At 69.9% G+C, this 22058-nt stretch carries 18 protein-coding genes; 8 read left to right on the top strand and 10 right to left on the bottom strand.

Annotated features, from left to right (window positions below; all coding sequences use genetic code 11):
• Window positions 1–107 precede the first annotated feature (107 nt).
• From AB0D59_RS48205 to AB0D59_RS48185, 5 genes are all read left to right on the top strand, one after another.
• Window positions 108–1760, top strand: coding sequence for an asparagine synthase-related protein (locus AB0D59_RS48205; RefSeq protein WP_362578609.1), 1653 nt, complete (start codon window positions 108–110; stop codon window positions 1758–1760).
• On the top strand, window positions 1760–2488 hold the full coding sequence (locus tag AB0D59_RS48200; protein ID WP_362578606.1) for a lasso peptide biosynthesis B2 protein: 729 nt from the start codon (window positions 1760–1762) through the stop codon (window positions 2486–2488). The genes AB0D59_RS48205 and AB0D59_RS48200 overlap by 1 nt, the downstream gene beginning before the upstream one ends.
• A 149-nt stretch (window positions 2489–2637) precedes the next feature.
• Window positions 2638–4470, top strand: a complete 1833-nt coding sequence (locus tag AB0D59_RS48195) for an ABC transporter ATP-binding protein (RefSeq protein ID WP_362578603.1) — start codon at window positions 2638–2640, stop codon at window positions 4468–4470.
• A gap of 33 nt (window positions 4471–4503) precedes the next feature.
• Window positions 4504–5340, top strand: a complete 837-nt coding sequence (locus AB0D59_RS48190; RefSeq protein ID WP_362578601.1) for a hypothetical protein — start codon at window positions 4504–4506, stop codon at window positions 5338–5340.
• 163 nt (window positions 5341–5503) lie between these two features.
• Entirely contained in the window at window positions 5504–6418 is a 915-nt protein-coding gene (locus AB0D59_RS48185) for a Ku protein (RefSeq protein WP_362578598.1), read from the top strand.
• 85 nt (window positions 6419–6503) lie between these two features.
• Here the strand turns inward: AB0D59_RS48185 and AB0D59_RS48180 are convergent, their stop codons facing one another.
• Both AB0D59_RS48180 and AB0D59_RS48175 read right to left on the bottom strand, forming a co-directional pair.
• Complete coding sequence (locus AB0D59_RS48180) at window positions 6504–6713, bottom strand: DUF6207 family protein (protein ID WP_362578595.1); 210 nt, start codon at window positions 6711–6713, stop codon at window positions 6504–6506.
• A 195-nt stretch (window positions 6714–6908) separates the two neighbouring features.
• Entirely contained in the window at window positions 6909–7202 is a 294-nt protein-coding gene (locus AB0D59_RS48175; protein ID WP_362578592.1) for a DUF6233 domain-containing protein, read from the bottom strand.
• A gap of 134 nt (window positions 7203–7336) precedes the next feature.
• Here AB0D59_RS48175 and AB0D59_RS48170 point away from each other — a divergent pair, with 134 nt between their 5' ends.
• A complete protein-coding gene (locus AB0D59_RS48170; RefSeq protein ID WP_362578589.1) occupies window positions 7337–8344 on the top strand; it encodes a hypothetical protein in 1008 nt (335 codons plus the stop codon).
• A 451-nt stretch (window positions 8345–8795) separates the two neighbouring features.
• A complete protein-coding gene (locus AB0D59_RS48165; protein ID WP_362578586.1) occupies window positions 8796–9629 on the top strand; it encodes a hypothetical protein in 834 nt (277 codons plus the stop codon).
• Between the two features lie 80 nt (window positions 9630–9709).
• Here the strand turns inward: AB0D59_RS48165 and AB0D59_RS48160 are convergent, their stop codons facing one another.
• The 5 genes from AB0D59_RS48160 to AB0D59_RS48140 all read right to left on the bottom strand — a co-directional run bounded on the left by AB0D59_RS48160 (window position 9710) and on the right by AB0D59_RS48140 (window position 14533).
• The gene (locus AB0D59_RS48160) at window positions 9710–10612 is read right to left on the bottom strand and encodes a replication-relaxation family protein (protein ID WP_362578583.1); all 903 of its coding nucleotides are present in this window, start codon (window positions 10610–10612) and stop codon (window positions 9710–9712) included.
• Between the two features lie 441 nt (window positions 10613–11053).
• Window positions 11054–12382 carry an ATP-binding protein gene (locus AB0D59_RS48155; RefSeq protein WP_362578580.1) on the bottom strand — a complete coding sequence of 443 codons (1329 nt, stop codon included), beginning with the start codon at window positions 12380–12382 and terminating at the stop codon, window positions 11054–11056.
• A 311-nt stretch (window positions 12383–12693) separates the two neighbouring features.
• A complete protein-coding gene (locus AB0D59_RS48150; protein WP_362578577.1) occupies window positions 12694–12954 on the bottom strand; it encodes a hypothetical protein in 261 nt (86 codons plus the stop codon).
• A 318-nt stretch (window positions 12955–13272) separates the two neighbouring features.
• On the bottom strand, window positions 13273–13977 hold the full coding sequence (locus tag AB0D59_RS48145; protein WP_362578574.1) for a hypothetical protein: 705 nt from the start codon (window positions 13975–13977) through the stop codon (window positions 13273–13275).
• Window positions 13970–14533, bottom strand: a complete 564-nt coding sequence (locus tag AB0D59_RS48140; protein WP_362578571.1) for a sigma-70 family RNA polymerase sigma factor — start codon at window positions 14531–14533, stop codon at window positions 13970–13972. The genes AB0D59_RS48145 and AB0D59_RS48140 overlap by 8 nt, the downstream gene beginning before the upstream one ends.
• A gap of 529 nt (window positions 14534–15062) precedes the next feature.
• On the opposite strand from AB0D59_RS48140, the gene AB0D59_RS48135 reads away from it, so the two are divergent.
• Window positions 15063–17039, top strand: a complete 1977-nt coding sequence (locus tag AB0D59_RS48135) for an AAA family ATPase (protein WP_362578568.1) — start codon at window positions 15063–15065, stop codon at window positions 17037–17039.
• Between the two features lie 90 nt (window positions 17040–17129).
• Here AB0D59_RS48135 and AB0D59_RS48130 read toward each other — a convergent pair whose 3' ends face one another.
• From AB0D59_RS48130 to AB0D59_RS48120, 3 genes are read right to left on the bottom strand one after another with little or no spacing between them, the layout of a single operon-like run.
• A complete protein-coding gene (locus tag AB0D59_RS48130) occupies window positions 17130–19850 on the bottom strand; it encodes a Helicase associated domain protein (RefSeq protein ID WP_362578566.1) in 2721 nt (906 codons plus the stop codon).
• Window positions 19843–20295: a hypothetical protein gene (locus tag AB0D59_RS48125; RefSeq protein WP_362578563.1), complete on the bottom strand. Its 453-nt coding sequence runs from the start codon at window positions 20293–20295 to the stop codon at window positions 19843–19845. The genes AB0D59_RS48130 and AB0D59_RS48125 overlap by 8 nt, the downstream gene beginning before the upstream one ends.
• Window positions 20292–21692 (bottom strand): hypothetical protein, encoded by a 1401-nt coding sequence (locus AB0D59_RS48120; protein WP_362578560.1) that lies wholly within the window; start codon window positions 21690–21692, stop codon window positions 20292–20294. The genes AB0D59_RS48125 and AB0D59_RS48120 overlap by 4 nt, the downstream gene beginning before the upstream one ends.
• Window positions 21693–22058: the final 366 nt, after the last annotated feature.

The following is a 22058-nucleotide window of genomic DNA, read 5'->3' as shown; positions in this document are numbered from 1 at the left end:
ACGGCATGGACGCAAGGATGTGGCTTGCCGGGGGCGCGTTCGAGGCCCCGGCGAACACCGAACGCACGAGCAGAATCTGGCATCCCGCCGGCGCCAGGGTTCGCGTCGTGGTCGACAGTGAGGTTAGTGCACTGGTAGCCGGGACCTGCCGGGCCAGTGACACCGAGATCGGCCGCGTCGCGAGCCTGGTCGCCCAGGGCCGTACCGCTGCGATCACCACCTTGGGCGGCTCGTACTGGATGGTCGTTGCCGCCCCCGGACGACGCCGGACGGTGGTGGCGGGAGACCTCGCCGAGACCCACGCGGTATACACGGCGGCCACCGAGCGCGGGCCGGTGTGGGCAACAGACGCGGCGCTGCTGGCCGGACAGCTCGGCCGGGGCCCGGACCTCGAGCTGCTGACGGCGCAGGTCGCCGTGGGGGCGACTGGGCACTGGCCGCACCGGTCGGTGTGGGAGGGCATCGAGCGGGTGCCCGGCGGCCACGCGCTGGTCCTGGAGCACGGCGGCACCCGCACGGTCGACGTCCGGCCCCGCCCGGACGGCCGGACCATGGAAGAAGGCGCCGAGGGGGTCGGCTCCGCCCTGTGGACGGCCGCGCAGGCGTACGCGTGTGAGGCGGGCGATCAGGTCAGCGCCGACCTGTCCGGCGGGCTCGACTCCTCCACCGCCGTCATAGCCGCCGCCGGGGTGGCCCGGGTCGTGGCGGTCACCTACGGCGGGCCGCTCGCCGACGGTGTGGACACGGAGCTGGCCGTGCGGGTCGCGCAGTACGCCGGCGTCGAGCACCACATCAGCCCCGGAGGACCGGCCACGGCGCACTTCCTGCGCTGGCCGAATGCCCTTCTGCCTGCGCCAGCGATGCCCGTGTCGTCGTACGCGCTGGACGCCGACTACCTGCGGCCGGCGCGCGGCATCTCGCCCCTGCACCTAACCGGTCACGGCGGCGACGTGGTCCTGGAGTCCTCCACGGTCGCGTGGACCGCCCTGGTGCAGGCCGGACAGCGCAGGCGGGCCCGGGCCGCTGTGACCACGCTCGCCCGCCGCGTCAACGAAGCGCCAGGCCCGCTATGGAAAGCCGTCCAAGACGCAGCCCGCGGCCGCCCGTACGCGATGGCCCGGGCCGCCGAAGCCGTCGCAGACAACCGGCTGCTCGGCGACGGACTCGGCGTGTGGACGTGGTGCCCTATCGGGGCGGCCGCCGGCTGGCTGACCCCGCAGGGCCGCGAGATCGTCTCCCGGATGCTCGAGGAGTCCGGGCGCGCGGTGGGCGACGTGGATGCGGGGGAGTGGGACGACTGGAGCGCGCTGACCCATAACGGGTCCGTGCTGCGCGACAGTGCCCCGGTCTTCGCCGAGCACGGCGTAGAGCAGGTCTCCCCGTTCCTGGACAACGAGACGGTCCGGGCCTGCCTGAGCATCGGCGCGGGCGAGCGGCGCCGCCCCGGCGTCTACAAGCCGCTGCTCGCCCTGGCCCTGCCCCACCTGCCCGCCTGGCTGGTCGACCGTAACTCGAAGGGCCACTTCGGGCCGCTGCTCTATGAAGGGCTGCGGGCGCGCCAGCAGCAGCTGCACGAGCTGATCGACGCGAGCGAACTGGTCGCCGCCGGCCTGGTTGATCCCGCTCCGGTGCATGCCACGCTCACCGGCATCGTCTCGGGGGCCGGACGCCAGCCGCTGCCCGCGCTGGAGACCTTCCTGACGACGTCGTGGTGGCTGTCGCGCGCCGCCGTCACGGCAGCTGCGGGAGGTGCACGGTGATGCGGGTCCCAGCCGGCGTGCACCGCGCCCGGCTCGGTGACGGTGATCTGGCCGTGCTGAGCGTCCGCACCGGCCAGTGGCACTGGATGAACGACACCACCGAACGCGTGTGGTCCGCCGCACTCCACGATTCGGTGCCCGTGCTCGCCGACCAGTTACGGGCCGAGGGCATGACCCGCCCCATCGACACGCTCACTACCCAGATCGTCACGTCCCTGACCCGGGCCGGGCTGCTCACCGACTGCGGCCCCGGTCGCAGGACACTCCCACCGCAGCCCCCGCCGCTGAACCGCCCCGTCCCCGACGTCGTCCCGGCCGCTCCAACGCTTCGGCTGCGGCTGCTGTCTGGCGCAGCGCTCTTCCTGGCACTCTGCCTGATGCGCCTGCCCCTGCGCATCCGGATGGCTCTCGTGGGCCAGGTCGGGATCCTGCCCGTCGCCTCCGGGCAGCGGACTGCCGCTACCCATACGGCCGTTCTGCGGATACGGCCCGTCTGGTGGCCTGGGCGCATCGCCTGCATGGAGGTCTCCCTGGCCACGGTCATCGCCCTCGCCCTGGGCGGCCGCCGCGCGCACTGGGTGCTCGGCGCCCGGCACCGTCCCTCCGAGGCACACGCCTGGGTGTGGACTCCCGACGGCGCGGTGGGCCTGTCCGGACGGGACGCCGACGACCCCAGGCGCCCCTGGACCGCCGTCGCCACCACCCCACCCCTACGCCCGAACGAGTGAACCGAGTGGGGCAAAGTTGACGCGCAGGCCGGTCTACCTGCCCGAGTTCTGCACCGGGCAGGGAAACCGGCGTGCCGGTCAGCCACCGACACCTCTACACCAGACGGGTGACAGCACCCGCCCAGCCAGCCGTCGGGCCAGCGCCCTTGATGCGGCTCATCGACGACTCCACCGACACCCGCCCGGTCCTGCGCCGGCTGCCCGCCGTCCTCGCCCGCATCGGGCGCCTGGCCTGGCACGCCGACCGTCCGGCCGTGATCACACTCCTTGCGGCCCGGACGGCCTCCGCCGTCGCCTCCGCCGTCGCGCTGGCCACCACCACGACCGTCCTGACGGCCGTCATCGCGGCCACCACCGCCTACGGCCGGCACGAGCCCGTCGCCCCCATCCTGCACCCCGCACTCATCCCCGCCGCCACGGTCACCGTCGCGCTCGCGGCCGCCGCGCTCGGCGACACGGTGGCCCGCGCGGCCGCCGCGCGTCTCGGCCCCCAGGTCGCCCGCGACGCCGACCTGGCGGTCCTGGACGCAGCCGCCGCCGTCGAACTGGTCGCCTACGAGCACCCCGGCTTCGAGGACCAGCTGGACGCGGCCGGGAAGGGCGCCGAAGCCGCCCGGGACCTGGTGGAGGACCTTCAGAGCGCCATCGCCATCATCGCCCAACTCGCCGCGGTGACCACGGTCGTCGCCGTCCTCAACCCCCTCCTGACGGTGCTGGTCCTGCTCACCGCGGCGCCCCGTGCCTACGCCTCGCTGCGCGCCTCGCGGCTGGAACACGCGGCCGCCACCGCGGCCCGCTCCGACAGCCGCCTGCGATCGACCCTGCGCGCCTACAGCTGCGACCGCCACACCGCCGCCGAGATCCGCATCGCCGGCATGGCCCGCTTCCTGCGCATCCGCTACCGGCAGGTCTCCGACCGCCTCGAGGCCGAAGCCCTCACCGCCGCCGTGCGGGGGCTTCGCGTCCAGCTCACTGGGGACGCCGTCTCCGCGCTCGTCCTGTGCGGGGCGTTCGCCGCCCTCGCCGCGCTCGTCACCACTGGACGCCTCAGCCCCGCTGCGGCCGGCACCGCCGTGTTCGCGCTGCGCACTGCCGCAGCCGCCCTGACCACCCTCACGCGCACCGCCGCCCGCGTCCTGCGTACCGCGCTGTTCGTCGACGACTGGGACCGCTTCCTCGGCGACGCCGCCCGGCACCACACCCGCCGCGGCACCACCCCCCTGCCCAGCGGCGGGCCGGCCGTCATCAGTGCGCGCGCCCTCACCTTCACCTACCCCGGCAGCGACCGGCCCGCCGTCGACCACGTCGACCTTGACCTCAAGCGCGGGGAGACCGTCGCCCTTGTCGGTGAGAACGGGTCTGGCAAGACCACCCTGATCCACCTCCTGACCGGCCTGTACCTCCCCGACTCCGGTGACGTGACGTGGGACGGCGTGAGCGTCACCGACATCGCCCCGGCCGACGTCTGGCGCCAGGTCGCCATGACCCCGCAGGAGTACACCCGCTGGCCGATGACCGCCCGGGAGAACATCCACCTCGGCACACCCAGCCCCGACGGCGACGACGCCGTCCGGACTGCAGCACGCGCCAGCGGCGCAGACCAGATCCTCAACCGCCTCCCCGACGGCCTGGACACCTCCCTCGCTCGCTCCTGGTGGGGCGGACACGACCTCTCCGGCGGGCAGTGGCAGCGCATCGCCCTCGCTCGCTCCTTCCACGCCGACGCCGGCGTGCACATCCTCGACGAACCCACCGCCGCACTCGATGCCCGCGCCGAACACCAGGTCTTCGACGCCTTTCACGAACTCGCCGCTGGACGCACGGCCTTGGTGATCACTCACCGGCTCGCCAACGCCCGGATCGCTGACCGGATCATCGTCATGCGCGACGGGAAGGTCGCGGAGACGGGCAGCTATCAGGAACTACTCCTGAGCGGAGGACTGTTCACCGAACTCCACCGCCTCCAAGAAGGAACCGAGTAACCGCAAAGTGCCGCCACGTGCAGGAGACCACTGATGTACTCGCCACCCTCGGACCCGGACACCGAACAGCGCATGCGCGCCCACCACACGCACGCCGCGAAGGCCCTGGACGTCCAGGTGGAGCCGGGGGCGGAGTTCTGGGGCTGGGCAGGGCGCACCCTGGGTGCCCCGGCCCGCACCGCCACGGGCGCGCCCGTGTGGCTGCGGCTGGTGTCCGCACCGGAGGACAAAGCCTCGGGGAAGTTGTGGGACGGCGCCCTCGACGCACAGCACGCCTACGGCGACCTTGACGGGCACCGGCCCGCGCTCCTGGCCGTCCACGACGCCGTCGACGACGGCACCGCCTACCGGGCGGAACTGTCGGTGCGCGTCAACCAGCCCGTCTTGTCCGACGACCCGATCCTCCAGCACGACCTCCTGCTGCCGGACTCCTGGTGGAACGACCTCGCCGGAACACTGGAGAAGGTGGCGGCCGTCGACACCGACCGCGTCGCCGTACGGCAGCAGTACATGGACCGGGCCATCCCCGAGTTCGTCGGCATCCCGGCGCCCGCCGTGGCCCGTTGGAGCACCGCCCACTCCGACGTGCACTGGGCGAACCTCATCGCCTCGCCCCTGCGGCTTTTGGACTGGGAGGGCTGGGGCCGCGCTCCCGAGGGCTTCGATGCCGCCACCCTTCACGCCTACACGCTGCTCCAGCTGGACACCGCCGCCCGCGTCCGCACAGCCTTCCCTGTCCTCGGCAGCCCGGCCGGACTCGCCGCCGAAGCGACCGTGTGCGCCCAACTGCTCCAGACCGTGGCCCGCGGCGACAACCTGGTCCTCGAAGCCCCGCTCCGCAAGTGGGCTGAGGAACTCCGCCGCCGCTGAGTCCGCCATACCCCGCGTGCGGTCCGGGCAGGGTGCCGCCTCAGCATCTTCGAATGAGCGCGGCCGCGGCGTGGCTGTCGCCGGCCACGGCAGGTCAGGGCATGCCCGGCAGCAGGGAAGACCGTAGGCTGAGGAAGCTCGGGGCCTGCGATGGAGGTCTGCGATGCCCCGGAGTATCTGGTCAGGCGCGATCAGCTTTGGCCTGGTCACGGTGCCGGTTCACGTGGTCAGTGCGACGGAGGACCACTCGGTGCGCTTCCATCAGTACCACGTGGAGGACATGGGCCGGGTGCGGGTGCGTAAGTTCTGCGAGGTCGAAGACCGCGAGGTCCGCGCGGATGAGATCGGCAAGGGGTACGAGCTGACGAAGACGCAGATCGTCCCGGTCACTGACGAGGAACTGCGCAACCTGCCGCTGCCGGCGGCGAAAGCCCTGGAGATCCACGGGTTCGTACCGTGGGAGTCCATCGATGTCCTTCGCATCGGCGAGGGCTACTACCTGCAGCCCGACGGGCAGGTGGCCGTGAAGCCGTACGAACTGTTGAGGCAGGCGCTGGAGAGGTCCTCGCGGGTCGCCGTCACCAAGTTCACGTGGAGCGGCCGGGAACGCCTTGGGCTGCTGCGGGTACGGGAGAGCACGATCGTTTTGCACGCGATGCGCTGGCCGGACGAGGTCCGCGACCCTGCCGAGTTGTACCCGCCGGCGACGGACGTCTCGGACGCGGAAGTCGACGAGGCCATGGAGCTGATCGAGCGGATGACCACTGACCGCCTGGAGGGCCCCGACTTCGTCGACCACTACACCGAGGCGCTGGAGAAGGTGATCGACGCGAAGCGGGAGGACCGCCAGTTGCCCGACGTGCCGGAGCCGGAGAAGGCACCGGGCAAGGTGCTCGATCTGATGGCGGCCCTGCAGGAGTCCGTGGACAAGGCAAAAACCTCGCGCGGTGAGGACACCGACGCTCAGGTCCACGAGCTGCCCAAGAAGAAGGCGGCGAAGGCTTCGGCGAAGAAGGCGGCCGCGAAGAAGACGACGGCCAAGAAGGCGGCCACCCGTAAACCCCGCCACAGCGCGTAGCCGTCGTACACGGCAGATTCACCGCGCCTCGGCGCGAGGCGCGAGCGGCATGGCTCCGGGCGGCCTGCCCGGATCGGGATCGGGACTACTGGCCGGGTTGCTGGCGCAGGTCCAGGAAGAACCGCAGCCGTACGCCGGGCTCGCCCGGCTCCCGGGTCGTGTGGGACGCCGACGCGAGCGCGCACTGTGCCGCGAGCAGTTCCTGGACCGTGAACGCTGTCTTGTCGTCCAGGGCCGCGACCTCCACCACTGCCAGTCCAGGCTCCGCCACGTGCGCGTCGATGATCTCCCTCATGCCCGGGACGACGCACCAGAGTGGTCAGAAGTTCAGCCGGCCGGAGACTGTCACCCTTTCGGGCCGGATACACGCGGGTGCCGGCGTGGCGCAGGTGCGGGCTCCACCGCTCCCGTGCACCACTGCCAGAGGGGTGCAGCCTCGGCGAAAGGCAGCACGACTGGCTTCGCTCCGACGGTGATGTCGTTCCGGGAATCAGTCGATGATGTGCAGCTGGGTGTCGGGGTGGCAGATCGGGCACGCCGGTACTCCATGCTCGGTGAGGAGCCGACGGGCTTCGTCGCGGCCGATCGCGCGGTGCCGTCTGCCCGTCATGCCGCACTCGCCGTCGTGGACCTGGAACGGCTCGCCCTTGTCGTTGGTGAGTTCGACGATCCAGTCCGGGGGCCGGGGCCGGTTGCGCCGTCCGTACTCCTCTTCCGCCTGCCGCTGCCGGAGCAGGGCGATCTTGCGGTCGATCTGATCGAGGCACCGGGCCGTCCAGATCACGCAAGGTCTGCAGTCGCTCCAGGTCAGGCGGAAGATCATCGAACACGTTTGCGATTCTATGCGCTCGGACCGCGCCGCGCTTCTCGCGTGTTCGAATAAGTGTTCGGTAATGTCGGGTGTGGGAGGTGGGTGCCGTGAGCGCGGACGGTCGTGCTGGTGAGGTGGCGACAGTGATGCATGTGCGCTGCCCGCAGGGCGTGCCGGAGGAGACGTACCGGCAGGTCCTGGAGCTGCTCGCGGACCTGTCCGCAGTCGTGCAGGCCCTGCCGCCCTCCGCGGCCCTGGCGGAACTGAAGGGGGCACTGCGCTATCACGGGGCCGGTGGGCGCCGGCTGGCGGAGGTGGCCCGGTTGCGGGCGGTGGCGCGACTGGGGGTGGATCTGCAGATCGGGGTCGGAAGCTCCTGGACGGTCGCGGCGACGGCTTCGGCGCAGGCGCCGGCGTCGGGCGGCATCGTGGCGGTGGCCCCGGGGGACACCGTGCAGTGGCTGGGCGCGCTTGAGGTGGAGGCGCTGCACGGGATCGGTCCCCGGCACGCAGCAGTGCTGCGCCGGTACGGCATTGACACGGTGGCGCGGCTGGCCGCGCTGCCGACGGGGACGGTGCAGCAGATCCTGGGAGCACGTGCCGGGCGGACCGCCTCGGAGCGCGCCCGCGGCTGGGATCCCCGCCCCGTCACCCCCACCTCCCTGCCGGTGTCCGTGAGCGTCAGGGCCCGTTTCGAGCGGGACCTGCTGGACGGGGCGGAGGTACGGGCCCGGCTGCTGGAGCTGGTCGTACGGCTCGGCGTCACGCTGCGCGGCCGGGGCCAGGCCGCCCGGGCCGTCACGCTCACCCTGCACTTCGCCGATGGCGCGCGATGGGAGAAGAGCCGCCGTCTGCCGGAGCCGTCCGCGCACGAGGACGACCTGCGCACGGCGGTCTACCAGCTGATGGACGCGGCAGGTCTCCAGCGCGGGCGCCTGAGGGGGATCGTGCTGAAAGGCGACGACGCGGTCGCCGCGGACACCGCCGCTGAGCAGCTCAGCCTCGATCCCCGGCGCGAAGCCCGGCTGGTCATGGAAGAGGCAGCTGATCGGGTCCGCGCCAAGTTCGGATCCCAGACGATCGGCCCGGCCGGCGCGACCCGGCGCGCCTCCTGACCACCCGCGAGGGGACGACGAAGCCTTCGGGGCCGAACCGGCCCCGGAGGCTTGTCCGTTCAGCGAACAGGGCCCGCCCACGTCGTGCTCCGAAGGCCTCCGTGCGGTCGAAACTGGTGGGCCGCACCGCGCCCTCCGGCAACGCCACGGCGACCTCATCCCTGACCAGCTGCGCCACCCGACAGCCGTTCCCACACCTCGCTCTGGGGCAGCTCACAACCCTGCCGTCTGAATCAACGGTTCCTCGCGTGTCGCGCGGCCTGTCGTGGTGTGATCCCGTAGCGTTTCAGCCTGACAGGCCAGGGACGGTCTGGAGGCGAGCGATCCGCCCGGGCGGAGGCGCAGATGTCTCAAGGGTGGGATGCCCAGTCCCATCAAAAGCGTTTCTCGGTGTCCGTGCATGCTTCCTCCTCCACGGCTGCCGCCCGGGGGCAGCTCGAGCAGGAACCCCATGCCGCACACGACCGACAAGCGGGTCAGCAAGGAAGTCGGGCGCCTTCTCTACCTGGGACGGCTCCACCCGACGGGCGACCGTCCCACCCTGGATCCCACCGACCGCGGGCAACTCGCCTTCCAGGCACTCCTCTTCGAGTGCCTGATGAGCAACCGTGAGTACCCGCACCCCCTGGAACAGCCGCAAAAGAGCGCGATGGCCAGCATCAGCGGCTACCTGAACGCCATCTGCCACCAGCCCGGCCATCTGGAGATCCACACCAACACGGCCTACCGGGTCACCAGCCGCCTCCTGCCCTTTCAACACGAGGACCACGGTGTGTGCGGCATCCCAGGCTTGCGACTGATCGACTTCACCTGTCGGCGGGTGCGCCTGATCCACCTCCCGACTGGGGCGCGCCTCGACCTCGTGGACTCACAGCGCTGGCACGGCATGGACATCGCACGCATGGTCTTCAGGCAGGAGACCGATTGGCACAAGAGCAACGGACGATCTCCGCTGTGGCCTCGCTCCGTCCTCACCGATGAGGAAGCGGCGCACCACGCGTGCTGGGCGTACACCACCAGCACGCCGTTGCGCAGCGCATTGCTGATGCGTTCCATGCCGCTGTGGTACCGCTTCGACCTCGTACCTGCCTGGGTCACGGGCCACCCCACACGCCCGGACCGGCTCGTCTGGGACGCTCACTCCGAAACCGACCACGACCGAGTAGTCGAGTTGCTGGTTCGCTCCGAAGCCCGCATCCCAGGAGCCCGCTACCGAGAGAAGACGTCTTGTTCCGGGACTCTCGAACTCGGCTCCAGCAGCGCACAACTGATCAGCAACGTCTAGGCGACCACTCGCCCCATGACCCAGGCCCGACCAAGGGTGCGGCTGGGGCGTGTTCACCCCGACCATGGCTGGTCAGCGCCTTATGCCTGCTGGTCCGCGTGAACGGTCCAGGGGACTCGCTGGTCGGGGTCGTGGACGGGGCGCCATACGGGTGCGGAGGGGCCGTGGTGGAGCAGGTCGGCCAGTGGTGTGGCGAGCACGGGGACGTCGTAGAGGAAGCGGGAGGGCGCCAGCAGCCGGGCCCCGGCGCGTAGGGCGCTGATCCGGTTGTCGACACCGGCGGGGCCAGTGCCGTCCAGGACGAACAGGACGCGGGGGAAGAGCGGGTAGCGCCGCCGCCACTCCTCAGGTGCCGGTTCCCGGAGGGTCGGCCGGCGCCCCGGGACCGTGGGCACGTAGTGGTAGAGGCGCTCGTACGCGGTCAGCTTGGCGGCCAGGCGTTCGGGCCCCATGGTGGCCCGGTCGACTTCCACGAACGCCCGCAGCATCGGCCCGCTGTCGCGGTCGGCGGGGCCGTGCTGGTAGTACAGGAGAGCGTCGGGGATGACGGCCTCGCCGCTGCCGATGGGGTGGTGGACCTCGGGGATCCAGTCGAGCGGCTGGCACACATCGCCGCGGCGGCGGGCGTCCTCGAGGAAGACGAACGCGGTCTCGGTCACGGTCAGCGTGTGGCCGGCCTTAAGCCGCACGGCGGTCGGATCGGACACGGTCCGGGAGGGCCGGCGCCCGCGCAGCTCGGGCCACTCGCAGGCGAGCTGGACGCCGTACGCGGTGGGGAACCACACCCGGGTCCGCCCGGCCTGCGGAAGCGTGATCCGGTCGACCAGCCCCTCGGCTCGCAGCCGTGCCAGCCGCCGCCGGGTCTGCTCGATGCGCACCCCGGGTGCGATCACCCGGTGCATCTGCTCGGTGGTGGCCATCCGATACTGCGCCAGCACGCCCAGCGCCAGCCGGTCCCCGCTGCCCGCGTCCACGCCGATCATCACGGATCCGCTCGCTTCCCGTCCGGTGCGACGCCGTCCTGCCCGGAGTCGCGCGTACTGGTCACAGCAGCAGTCGGCCCCGACCGGAACCCCGACCGCGAAGACCCGACCACGGTCGCGAAGCGACAACACCTCCGTGGACCAGGCCTGCATCCCCGCCGACAACCCGTCCGGCAACTGCCCGTGCCCTCTGCCGCTGCTGTCTGCGAACCCGCAGGTCACCACGCGGGTCCGGCCGTGGTCGGGAGGCCGACATCCCCTCTACGCCCCCGAGTCCACGCCCCACAGCAGGAAGAAAGGAGAAGTGGGTGGGTGGGACAGGCTCCGGGCGGCGGGCGAGGGGACCGGTCGCCGCTGGTGTTCCTCGTGCGCGACGCGGGGCCGCGCGCGAGGCCGGGCAGATGATCGCCGGTCGGGCAGTGCGCTTCGGGCCGAGATCCTCTACTCCTTCTTGGCCAGCAGCTTGGTTGCGCTCACGCGGTCTGTGTCGACGAACGGGTTGGCGGTGGCATCGAGGCCGAAGAGGGCGTAGACGTGGCGCAGCGCCTCGTAGGCGTCGCGTTCCGGGTCACCCAGGGTCTTCCAGCTGTAGTTCCAGTCGTTGCTCGTGGCCAGCTGGGGGGCGCCCAGGAACGGGAAGGCGGGATCGTCACCGGGGGCGAGCGTGCAACCGGAGTCCTTGGTGAAGTCCGAGGCGACGATCCGGTGTGTCCAGGGGCCCTCGACCAGGGGGAGGACGTGCTGGTCGACCAGACGGAAGTACTCCAGCGTCATCTCGGTCAGGACGAACACGCTGATCCTGCGCGGCCCGCCGCCGTTGTTGCGCTCCATGGCCCAGCCGAGCATCTCCGAGGTCGCCGCGGCGGCCCCGGTGACCGTGCCGTCCGACTCGATCAGCAGCCCGCGACGGGGAGCGTCGGCCAGCAGCAGACCGCCCTCGCGCGGTTCCGGCCGCTTGTAGACCGAGGACCAGTTGAAGGCGTGGATGCCCCGGAGCGTGTCCTGGTTGCCCAGGAGGTCCCGCAGGCCGCCGTCGGCGTACATGCCGGGAACGAGCCCGCGCGGATGATCGGGGACGCTCTGGAAGAAGAGCACCGGTGTCTCCTCCATCCCCAGGACGGCGCGCAAGTCGTCCCGGGCCTTCACACGATCCACGACCGGTGCGGCAGGCGCAGCCGCACCGGGGCTGCGCCGCGTACGCAGGCCGTCGTTCATCAGCCGGTACACATCGTCCGGTGGGACGTGGGCCGTGTCGTCGCCGTTGCGGATCGGGACCGTCCAGCTGCCCTTGATGAACTGACCGTTGTCGTTGGCCCCGCGGGTGACGAGCGCCCACCGCTCGGACTCGGGCAGCGCGGGGACCTCGATCACGAAGTAGTGCCCCGACACCTCCGGGTCGTCCTCGGGGTGGTCGAACCAGAAGAACTTCACCTTGAGCAGCGGGCGGACGTACTCCTTGATGATGTCCTTGTAGGAGTCGGTGTTCACCAGCTTCTTGTCGAAGGGCGTCACCTTCTCCACGACCTCGTAGAGCTCGTGCGGACGCTTCTTCGCCTTGAAGCCGCACACGATCAGACCGCCGCCGGCGTTCGCGAACGCGGCGACGTCCTTGGCGAGTTCGAACTTGCCCTTGTCGGTGCTCAGGTCGTACGGCCCGTTGGGCGCGGCGCTCTTGAAATCCACCCACTCGCTCTCCGGCGTGCCCACGATCTCGTACGGCTGCTGCGCGGTGAGATAGGAGACGAGCTGAACCATGCTGTCGGCGGCCATGCCGCCGGAGCCTACGCGCACACGGGCATCGCCTGCACGGAGTATCGGGGCGCGCCGACGTGCGACGTCTCCTGTTGTGTGGCGGCCCGCACTCCGGCGCCTGGTGCTCGCCGCCGTGCCGCTGGCGGCCCCGGTGCCGAGTCCGGGACCGCCAGCGGCGGTGTACGACGGGATCAGCGGGTGCGCCGTATCAGCGCTGCTGGATCCACAAGATGATCCACCCGGTCCCGCTCACGCCTGCGGCGCCACGGAGGATGCCGTAGCCCGCCGTACGGGCGAGGGCGCGCAGACGGCGACGGCGCTGCCGTCCATCAGCTGCCGCGTTCGGGTCCGGAACCCGGACCTGGCGGCTTCGCCGGGGCGGGCCGGTCGGCGGTCCGGGACTCGATGTCCACGACGGCGGAGGCGATTTCGTTCTTGCGCCACTTCTCGGGGGAGTTGTGGTTCACCAGGCTGCCCGTGTAGGCCACGCGCAGCAGTTCGGCCTTGGTGTGGTTGCGCATTAACTCGTTCATGCGCTGCACCCGCGCCCTGCCCCGCGCCGCCTCGGCTTCGCGCTCTTCGGCCGTCAACGTGTCGGCGTGGGGGATATGGTGCGCCGGCGCCTCCGGCGGCACGGGCCGTGGCCGCCGTCCGTCGGAGCCGGGTCGGCCTGCTTCGGTGCTGAACCCGCCCAGTCGACACCGAGCTCGGCCAGGACGGCGAGTTGTTCGGCGCTGAACTTATCCTGCCTCGATCGGGTGTTCGAGATCCATACGCCCAGTTTCACTACCACCGGCTCCGTCTCGCCGTCGACCACGATCTCCTCTGCGTGGCTGCGCGGCACCGACCGATTGTCTGTCACCTTCGGCGCCGCATTTCGTCGGCTCCTCGATCAGGGTGGGGGCGGCTCAGGCAGGGAGGGGCTGGTCGAGGTCTTCTCCGATCTGGTCGAGGAGGTGATTGATGATGTGGTGTGCCTGGGTGAGGCGTTGCGTGGCGCTGTCGAGGGCGTCGAGGGCGTCGTCGAGGAGCACGGCGTGTAGGTCGGCGGCGGGGCTCTCCAGTGTTTGAGCGACGGTGGTCCAGGCCGTTTTGACGCAGTCGTGGATTTCGTTGAATGCCGCGGTGTTCTGCGTCCTCGTGAGTGTCCTGCCTTGTGCTTTGGTGATGAGTCGCGAGATGACCAGCTGAGCGTGGGTCAGCTTGGACCGTGCGGTCTCCAGGGAAGACGGGCCGTCGTCCGTCATGCTCACAAGGCGGTGGAACTGGTCGCTGGTGTGCTGCAGGAGATCGAGGGCTTCCTGTAGCTGCTGGTTGCCGTCGACGTGGGTGCGTTCGCCAAGACGCCCGGTGACGTGCAGGCTCGAACGGTGCAAGGCATCCACGTCCAGGCCGTCTGCCAGCCGAGACGGAGCGGGACAGGCAGGAAGGGAAGCGAGTTGCTGAAGACCGCCCGTGAGATCGAGGGCTTCGTCGAGGTACTGGGACAGTTCTTCGTCAGCAGCCGCAAGGAGCTGATCCAGACGCGTATCAGCGTCTGTGGGGCGGTTCTCTCCCACGACGGTGTCAGCCTCCGAGACCGTTTTCTCCCGGGATGCGGTGTGTTCACTCATCGTGGCCCCCCATCTCCTCAACGAGAGTCTGCTGCAGTCGACGCCGGGCCCGGCTCCGGTTCTTCCGCACGGCGTCTTCCCGTATATCAAGCGCTTGGGCGATCTCCCGGTCCGTGAAGCCGTCCTGGGCCCACGCCATGACGTGTCGCTGCAGTGGCGGCAGCTGGGCGAGTGCGTACAGAACCCGCTGATTTCCCTCTTTGAGGGTCACGTGGGCGATGGGACAGGTACCGCCCGGGCGATCGGGCAACGGGTCGTACGGGGTGTCCCGTTGGCCTGTCTGACGCAGATAGCAGCGGTGGGCGACCTTGCGCAGCCACGCCCGCGGTTCCCGGATGCTGTCCCATTTCTCGATGGCTACGGTGAACGCCTCGTGAGCGGCATCGGCAGCCTCGTAAGGGGTCGCGCCGACACGGACCAAGAACCGTGTCAGCTGCGGCATCTCGACGCGGTAGAGGTCTTCGAGGCTGCTGGTCGTTAACGCGTGCGAGGCACCGTCGGTGTGTGGAGGTGCCTGGACCGTCTTCCTCGCCACGGGCGAGGCCGACTCAGCCACGGTGGAGTTCCGCCGGCTGAGTTCCTGTCACAACCTCGACACGGCCGGGCCGTTCCAGCAAATGGCTGCCGGGCGGAAGGTGCCGAACCCGCTCGCTGAGGCCTTGCTGCTGCAGCTCGGTTCTGCGTAGTTCGGTACGGCTCGCCACCCATATGTGCAGCAACCGACACAGCCAGCCACACAATGTCAGCAGCCCTCCCCCGAGCACCGGATCCATCGCAGTCCGCCTTCCCCGGCGGTGACCCTTTCACCTGCCGACACTATGTAGTGCACGCACCCCCGCCTTTTGTGACCTCGCCGTCCGTGACCTACGCCTCACGGACTCGTCAGCCAGCGCTGTGGCCGGCCTCCGTTCCGGGGCATGCGCCTGCCGGCACGTCCGTCGATAGAAATCGGGACACCGCTGTCAGTGTCGGGATTCATACTGGCGGATTAAGCCATAACGCGCGGTCGCATCTGCCCCATCTGGCACGGGTTGCGCGCTGCAACGGAACAGACAAGGGCAACGGGGCCCTTGGAAGGGAGTGCCATGCTGGTGACGACAGTGGAGATCGAGTCGTTCCGCAACATCACGAACAAGCAGACCATGGCGGTCGACCCTCAGGTCACATGCTTGATCGGCAAGAACGAGTCGGGCAAGACGACGATCCTCGAGGCTCTGCATCGGCTGAACCCGGCCAACAACGCCGACGACTTCCATCTCACCACCGACTATCCGCGGCGGAACTTGGCCAGGGACCGGCGCACGAAGGATCTCGACACATTCGCCCCCGTGACGGCTGTCTTCGATCTGGAGGACGCGGATTTCGACGCGATCGAGGAAGTGGTCGGCGTACGGCCGCCGGCGGGGGCGTACGTCAAGGCGTCACGCCTCTACGACGGCAGTCTCCGAGCAGAGGTGTACTGCGCCCTCGAGGATGTCCTGGCGGATGTTTTCGAAGAAGCTGGCGTCGACGATGAAGACGACCAGAAGGCCATCGCCGCGGATCATACGACCATCGAGGCCGTGAGCGCCGCGGCGAAGGCCCGGGCGAAGGAAGTGGGCGGCGGCAAGAAGACGGCCCGGGTCAAGGCGATCGAGAAGGTCCCGACCGAGCTGGACCTGCGCAAGCAGTACGTCGAAGCGGGCCTCGACGACGAGGAGCACGAGCAGTTGATCGAGCTGCTCCCGAAATTCTTCTACTTCTCCACCTACGAGATGCTCCCCGGTGACTGTGACCTCCACGCGCTCGCCGAACGCGCGAAGGCCAAGCAGTGGGAGCGCGGAGACGAGACCATGATGTCCCTGCTCCGTCTCGCTGGTGAGGGGCCGGACGACTTCCTGGACGAGGATTACGCCAGCCGCAAGGCCGAGCTCCAGGCCGCCAGCCTGGACCTGAGCGCTCAGGTCTTCGAGTACTGGAAGCAGAACGAGGACCTCACCGTCGTCTTCGACACCGACCTGATCCCCATGCCCCCGGACGCCAACGGCCAGCCGCAGCCCCACCACCGGCTGCTCAAGATCGAGCTGCGCGACGACCGGCACGGCGGCGTGGAAACCAACTTCTCCACCCGCTCCACCGGCTTCCAGTGGTTCTTCTCCTTCCTCGCCGCGTTCAGCGCCTACCGTGACACCGATGAGCGCGTCGTCGTCCTGCTTGACGAACCCGGCACCAGCCTGCACGGCGAGGCCCAAGGCGACTTCCTCCGGTACGTCTACAGCGAGCTCGGACCCAAGCAGCAGGTTCTCTACACCACCCACTCCCAGCACATGATCGACCCCACGCGGTACGAGACCATGCGCGCCATCCACGACCAGGCGACCCGCGACGACCCGAAACTGGGCGTAGTCATCACCCCGGTCAGCCTCTCCGCAGACCCCAAGACGATCCTGCCGGTGGAAGCGGCGCTCGGATACTCCGTGGCGCAGCACCTGTTCCTCGGAGCCGGCCCGCTCCTGGCCGTGGAAGGCAGCAGCGACTTCGTCTTCCTCCTGCGCATGTCCGACTACCTGGTCAGCCAGGGCCGTACCGGCCTCGACCCCCGGCTGGCCATCATCCCGGTCGGCGGCATTGGCAACATGCCGGCCTTCATCGCCGTCATGGGACGCCGGCTGTCCGTCCGGGCGCTCATCGACGGAGCCGAGACCACCAAGGTGACCGCCAAGGTTCTCAGCGCTGCCGAGGCCGCCGAGGTCGACGCGTCCCACATCACCGTCATCGGCCAGCTGGACGGGCTCCCGGAGACGGCCGACATCGAGGATCTGTTCTCCACCAAGGACTACCTCTGGCTCTACAACAAGGCGAACGAGGTGACCATCAAAGAGGAAGACCTGATCACCCCCGACAAGCCCCTTCCGATACTCAAGCGCATCGGGATCGCCCGGGAGAAGCAGCACAAGACCCGGGACTTCGACCACGTCGGACCCGCACACCAGCTCACCCAGGACAAGGACGCCTTCTTCGCGCAGGTCGACGACGACACCCTCGACCGCTTCGAGACGGTCTTCAAGAAACTCACGGCCTGAACCTGCAGACAGCACGAGACCCCGGGCGCGACCGTGACAGCCCGGGGCCTCGGCGTATGCAGATGGATCAACGCCCGCCGACGGCAGACGTCACGCCCACTCCATGCCCAGCTCCCGTAGCGCGTCGACCTGGTCCTGGGTGAGCTTGTCCCGCCTCGCGCGGGTGTTGGAGACCCATACGCCCAGTTTCACGGTCACCGGCTCCGCCTCGCCATCGACCGTGATCTGTTCGCTGGCCCCGCGCGGCACCGGCCGCTGGCCTTCCCGCTCCACCCATTGCGCGAGGGCCTGTACGCCCCGCTGGAACGCCTGCTGCGCCTTAGCGGTGCCCCTCATCGACCGGGTGGCCGCCGGGGCGGGAGACGGCGCCTCAAGCGGCTGTACAGCCAGCTGGGACAGGCGCTCCTGCTGTTCGGTGGACAGCTGCGCCCAGGTGCTCGCCTCGCGTTGCCGTGCGAGCCACCTGCCCAGGTCATCGCCCTCGAACAGGACACCCGGCTGGATGGCCGGCAGGACGCCGTCGGCGTCGACCAGGTCGGCGAGGATGCGGTAGTGGCGTTGCCAGTCGAGCGGCCACGGGCAGTCCCAGTCCGGGTCGATCGCCGCCAGCTGTGCTGCCCGCACCGCGGCGCGCTCGGGGTCCTTCCCGAGGCCGCCCTTCCTGCGGAGATTGGCCGCATGCTGCCCGACAGGCACCATTGCCTCGCCCTCGCCCCACACCTGGTCCTGGCGGGGGGCGAGGTGCCCGGTGGCCCGGTGGAACGAGCGCAGCGCGGCGAGCTTGTTCTCCCACGCCTCCTCGCCGGGCTCCCACACCATGCCGGCCTCTTCGGCGTCCAGCAGTTCCTTGCGCCGTTCCTCCAACTCCCCGGCCCGCAGCGCCTTCCGCTGCTGGTGGACCCACCTCCCAAGGGGAAAATCTTTCGTTACCCCGACCTGGGTCTCTGTGTCGTAGGGAACGGCGTAGAGGCCGGTGATCTCGTTCTCGGTGCGCCAGCGGAGCAGGGCCTGGTAGCCCTCCAGCCAGACGAGGCTGTCCGGCCGGTAGACGCGGGTGCGCAGGAACGCTGCGATCGTGGCGGCGTCCCGGGGGGTGGAGAAGTGGAGCAGGGCGGATTCGGCGGCGGCCTGGGTGTCGTCGTGCTCCTGGTCCTCGCCGTCGCCCGAGCCGTCGGCGCCGACGATCTGGCCGTCCTCATCGCGCTGGACGTGCGTCTTTCGCTGCTGCTTGCCGCGGGTCAGGGCGCGGGAGGCGAGCTGCTCGACGAGTCGTTCATCATGACTGCGGAGTCCTTGAAGGATCGCTACAAGGGGGCGGAACGAGGCGGAGGCGACCATGTCGTTCGGGTCCTCGTTCGGGTCCAGGAAGATGGGCACGATGATGCGTGCGATCTTCGTGGTGCCGTCGCGGTTGAGCCGGAGCGCGCGGCCGATGTTCTGGACGATCTCGACCTGGGAGCCGCGGGTGTCGGCGAAGCAGATCGCCTCTACCCCGCGCTCGCCGGTGATGTCGACGCCTTCCCCGAGGACCCGTACGGAGGCGAGGAACGCCCGGTGTACGCGCCGGTTGTTGGCGTCGATGCCGTTGGCGAACTGCCGGATGACCTCGCGGCGTTCGGCCACCAGGTGGTCGCCGCACAGCCATGCCGACCACACCCGGTCCGGGGGTACGTGGCGGCCGGCCTCCAGGCCGTAGAACTCCGCGTCGATCGACGACGCGGGCAGCGCCTTCTCGGCCGTGACCATGGTCTCGTCATCGGTGTCGGTGAGGTACAGCTCGGCAGCGGTCTTCGGCAGCGCCTCCGCGAACGCCTCTGCCTCCTCCACCTTCTGATGAAAAGTCATCGTGGTCCGCAGGTTGAACGCGGCGGCGTGCTCCAGGAGCGCGGTCTGCAGCAGGGCCAGGCGCCGGCCCCGCAGCGCCTCCTCCGACATCCCGAGGACGGAGGAGGGGTCGCGGATCTCCAGCACGTCGATCTCGAACGGGGCGAGGATCTCCCGCTCGATCGCCTCGCTCAGCCCGAGTTCGGCGAGCCACATGCCGTAGGTGCCGTCCGGGTCGTCGCTCATGCTCGCGATCTCCAACTCCTGGCCGTCCGCGCCCTTCTGCGGGCGGGGCGAGGCGAGGATGCGCGGGGTCGCGGTCAGGTACAGCCGGAAGTCGGCAGGGATGCGGGCGTTGTCGTGGATCGCCGCCCACGGACGACCAAGATCACCTGCGGTTCCGTGGGCTTCATCGATGATGGCGAGGTCGAAACCGCTCATTTGCTGGCCGTAGAGGCGCTGTCCGCCCGCCAGAGCGGCCTCCAGCGGGCCCCGCGTCTTCTTGCGCGCCGCACCCTCTCCGCTGCTCTGCCAGGGCCCGTAGGGGCGTTCCTGCTCCTGGAGGGCCTCGTAGTCGTCGCGGTCCACGAGGGAGGCGTACGTGGCGAACACGATGACCGGGCCGCGCCCGGCCCACAGGGCGAGCTGGATCGGGTTGGTGGTGGTGCGCACCCCGAGCTCGTTCAGCACCTGGTCGTTCTCCAGCGAGCACACCGCGACCATGGGGGAGCGGTGGCCGACCGCGTACCACGCCTGGGCGGTCTGCACGAGCAGGTCCAGGGTCGGCACGGTCACGAGGATGCGGCCCTCGGGGAAGCACTCCAGGGCACTCGCAGCGGCCATGATCGTTTTTCCGGAGCCGGTCGCTGACACGATCGTGCCACGGGCACCCTGCGGGGGCACGGATGACCTTGCAGGGAATCCGACCCACTTACGGATACTCGACTTCTGGTCGACCTGGTGTTTCTTGAGCGGGATGTTAGACATTGCTCCGCCCCCCTTCCCCCGAATTCGTGGTTTCCGCCGGTCCGGCCTTTTCTGCTGCCTGGAGGCGGTTGTGGATGATTTCCCCGAGCTTCATCGCCGCGCTTGTCGTGAGCGCTCGTCCGCGCTGCCGGTACGCGCTGTCGGCGGTGGAGACGAGCGTGGCGGTCGCTGCGCTGACGCCGCCGTCCCAGCCCTCGCCGTATGCCTCGCCCTTGGAGTCGGGGGCCATGGCGAACTTCTCCTCGACCCGGCAGTGGCCCCCGGCGACGGCGCCGGCCTCCACGGAGCACACCAGCTCGTCGGCGTCGTCGGGTTCCAGTCCGGCGGCCGCGAGGATCGCGTAGATCCGCATCCGGGCGTTGACCGCCATCGTCTGGTAGTCGCCCATCCGCTGGCGCGGGTCGGTGCTGAGCTCGGGTGCCGATGCGGCGGATTGCCTGCTCATCGCCCGCCGTCCTTGTCGCTCGTGTCGTACAGCCAGCTGTCACGGAACCGCTCCAGCGCGGTCTCCTCCTGGCCCTCCTGCGTCCAGAGCCCTTCGAGCCACAGCGGGCTGCTGTCGATCCTCTCGCACAGTACGAAGCAGCCCGGCAGGTCGATCAGCACGACCTCGCCCGCGAACATGCCGTCCGGCCCGTAGCGCTGCCACAGCCGCTCCAGCCGCGCCCGGCGCTCGTTCAGGTACGTTTCCAGCGCCTGCGGGTAGGCGTTCCGCTCCGCAATGCGCACGGTTCGCAGAGCGATGCTCACGACCTCCCGGGACGACTCCTGGTCCCACTGCTCGGGGCTGGTACCGGTCACGGCCGCGTAGTGCTGTCCGCAGATGTCCATGACGCGCTCGACAATCTCCGGCGCCGCCTCGCCCCCCTCTGCTCCGCGGGCTGAAGGCCGGCCCTCGCCCACCGGCGACGGAACGGACCGGTCACCGGTGCGGACTGCCGTCACCAGCTCCAGGCCGTAGTGATCCAGGTAGGCCAGGAGGAACAGGGCCAGGGCGCGGCCGGGGTCGCTGGCGTGCTCGATGTAGGGCTGTTCGCTGGTCCAGCCGAACGTGGCCTGGTGGGGCCTCGGGTGTACGCCGGGGGTATGGGGGTTGGGGAAGGTGACGGCGCGGGTGAAGAAGTCGTCCAGGCGGCGGACCAGGTCCGCGTCCGGGGCCTCCGGCTCACGGCCGCGCACGGTGGCGGTGGCGTTCTCCAGGATGGTGGTCAGGTACCGCCGGCGGGCTTCCTCCTGCTGCCGCACCTCGCTCTCCGGGCTCTCCTCCACCACCTCCACCACGCGGTACATGCCCTGGTCCCCGTACAGACCGTCCGGCTTCTCCAGCGCCTTCCGCACCTTCGCGAGGGCCTCCTCCACCGACCGCCCGTAGGCGTAGTTCGTCAGCCGGACAGCACCCGGGTGCTCTGGATCGGTCCGCTGCGCCACGATCCGGTAGCGAATCAGCCCCGGGTCCGGGACCACGCCGCTCGCCCGCGCCTCACGTTCCTGCTGCGCCTGTAGCCAGCGCTGTATGTCCGGGTCGTCGTCAGGGGAGTAGGACGGCCATCCGTCCTCGGTCATGAGGGTCCAGATGCGCTTCAGCTCGTTGCGCCGGACCGCTGTCAGCCGGTCCTCCGTGCTGAACGGCTGGGTCTGATCCTCCCGATTCTCCAGGCCGCCAGCAGCCACCCAGAGCTCGTGAATCTGCCCCACCGTCATTCCGGTAACCTCACGGTGAATTTCCTTCCGCGCCTCAAAGCGCTTTTCGAAGCCCAGCGAATTCAACGAGTCCTCGCTTCTCGCGTCCCGTCCGGGTGGTTGGGGGGTGTCTGGTGTTTCCGCCAACGGTACATGGTGCATCAACCTGATGCACCTGCTATCCTGAAACCCGACACGAACGAGGGACACCCCCACCCTCACAACCAGCCCGGCCCGCGACAGCGGGCCCCAAGGTTCGGGAGGCGAAGCCGGACGGACCGTCAGGCGGGGGAGCGCAGCGGACCCGCCCCCAGGAGTGCGAAGCACTCCCCAACTCCCCTACAAAAAGTCCCACTAGCCGCACGTGACACGCCGTCAACCCAGCGGCCGCGCATCGCGCGCTGCGCCGGACGCGCAGCGGCCGGCTTCACCAGGATCCTGGAGCGCAGCGGAGGGATCCGCCCGTGCACCGCACGGGCACGGGCCGCAACGCGGCCCGCCCGCTTTCTTCGGGCGCAGCCCGAAGGG

The organism is Streptomyces sp. NPDC048417, assembly GCF_040651615.1.
GTDB lineage: Bacteria > Actinomycetota > Actinomycetes > Streptomycetales > Streptomycetaceae > Streptomyces.
This window is presented reverse-complemented; position numbering and strand designations above follow the sequence as displayed.

What these genes read in the sequence shown, in the direction of transcription:
- AB0D59_RS48200 (WP_362578606.1), top strand. Translation starts at nt 1,760, where the DNA reads ATGCGGGTCCCAGCCGGCGTGCACCGCGCCCGGCTCGGTGACGGTGAT.
- AB0D59_RS48195 (WP_362578603.1), top strand. Translation starts at nt 2,638, where the DNA reads ATGCGGCTCATCGACGACTCCACCGACACCCGCCCGGTCCTGCGCCGG.
- AB0D59_RS48190 (WP_362578601.1), top strand. Translation starts at nt 4,504, where the DNA reads ATGTACTCGCCACCCTCGGACCCGGACACCGAACAGCGCATGCGCGCC.
- AB0D59_RS48185 (WP_362578598.1), top strand. Translation starts at nt 5,504, where the DNA reads ATGCCCCGGAGTATCTGGTCAGGCGCGATCAGCTTTGGCCTGGTCACG.
- AB0D59_RS48180 (WP_362578595.1), bottom strand. Translation starts at nt 6,713, where the DNA reads ATGAGGGAGATCATCGACGCGCACGTGGCGGAGCCTGGACTGGCAGTG.
- AB0D59_RS48165 (WP_362578586.1), top strand. Translation starts at nt 8,796, where the DNA reads ATGCCGCACACGACCGACAAGCGGGTCAGCAAGGAAGTCGGGCGCCTT.
- AB0D59_RS48160 (WP_362578583.1), bottom strand. Translation starts at nt 10,612, where the DNA reads ATGATCGGCGTGGACGCGGGCAGCGGGGACCGGCTGGCGCTGGGCGTG.
- AB0D59_RS48155 (WP_362578580.1), bottom strand. Translation starts at nt 12,382, where the DNA reads ATGGCCGCCGACAGCATGGTTCAGCTCGTCTCCTATCTCACCGCGCAG.
- AB0D59_RS48145 (WP_362578574.1), bottom strand. Translation starts at nt 13,977, where the DNA reads ATGAGTGAACACACCGCATCCCGGGAGAAAACGGTCTCGGAGGCTGAC.
- AB0D59_RS48135 (WP_362578568.1), top strand. Translation starts at nt 15,063, where the DNA reads ATGCTGGTGACGACAGTGGAGATCGAGTCGTTCCGCAACATCACGAAC.
- AB0D59_RS48130 (WP_362578566.1), bottom strand. Translation starts at nt 19,850, where the DNA reads ATGTCTAACATCCCGCTCAAGAAACACCAGGTCGACCAGAAGTCGAGT.
- AB0D59_RS48125 (WP_362578563.1), bottom strand. Translation starts at nt 20,295, where the DNA reads ATGAGCAGGCAATCCGCCGCATCGGCACCCGAGCTCAGCACCGACCCG.
- AB0D59_RS48120 (WP_362578560.1), bottom strand. Translation starts at nt 21,692, where the DNA reads ATGCACCATGTACCGTTGGCGGAAACACCAGACACCCCCCAACCACCC.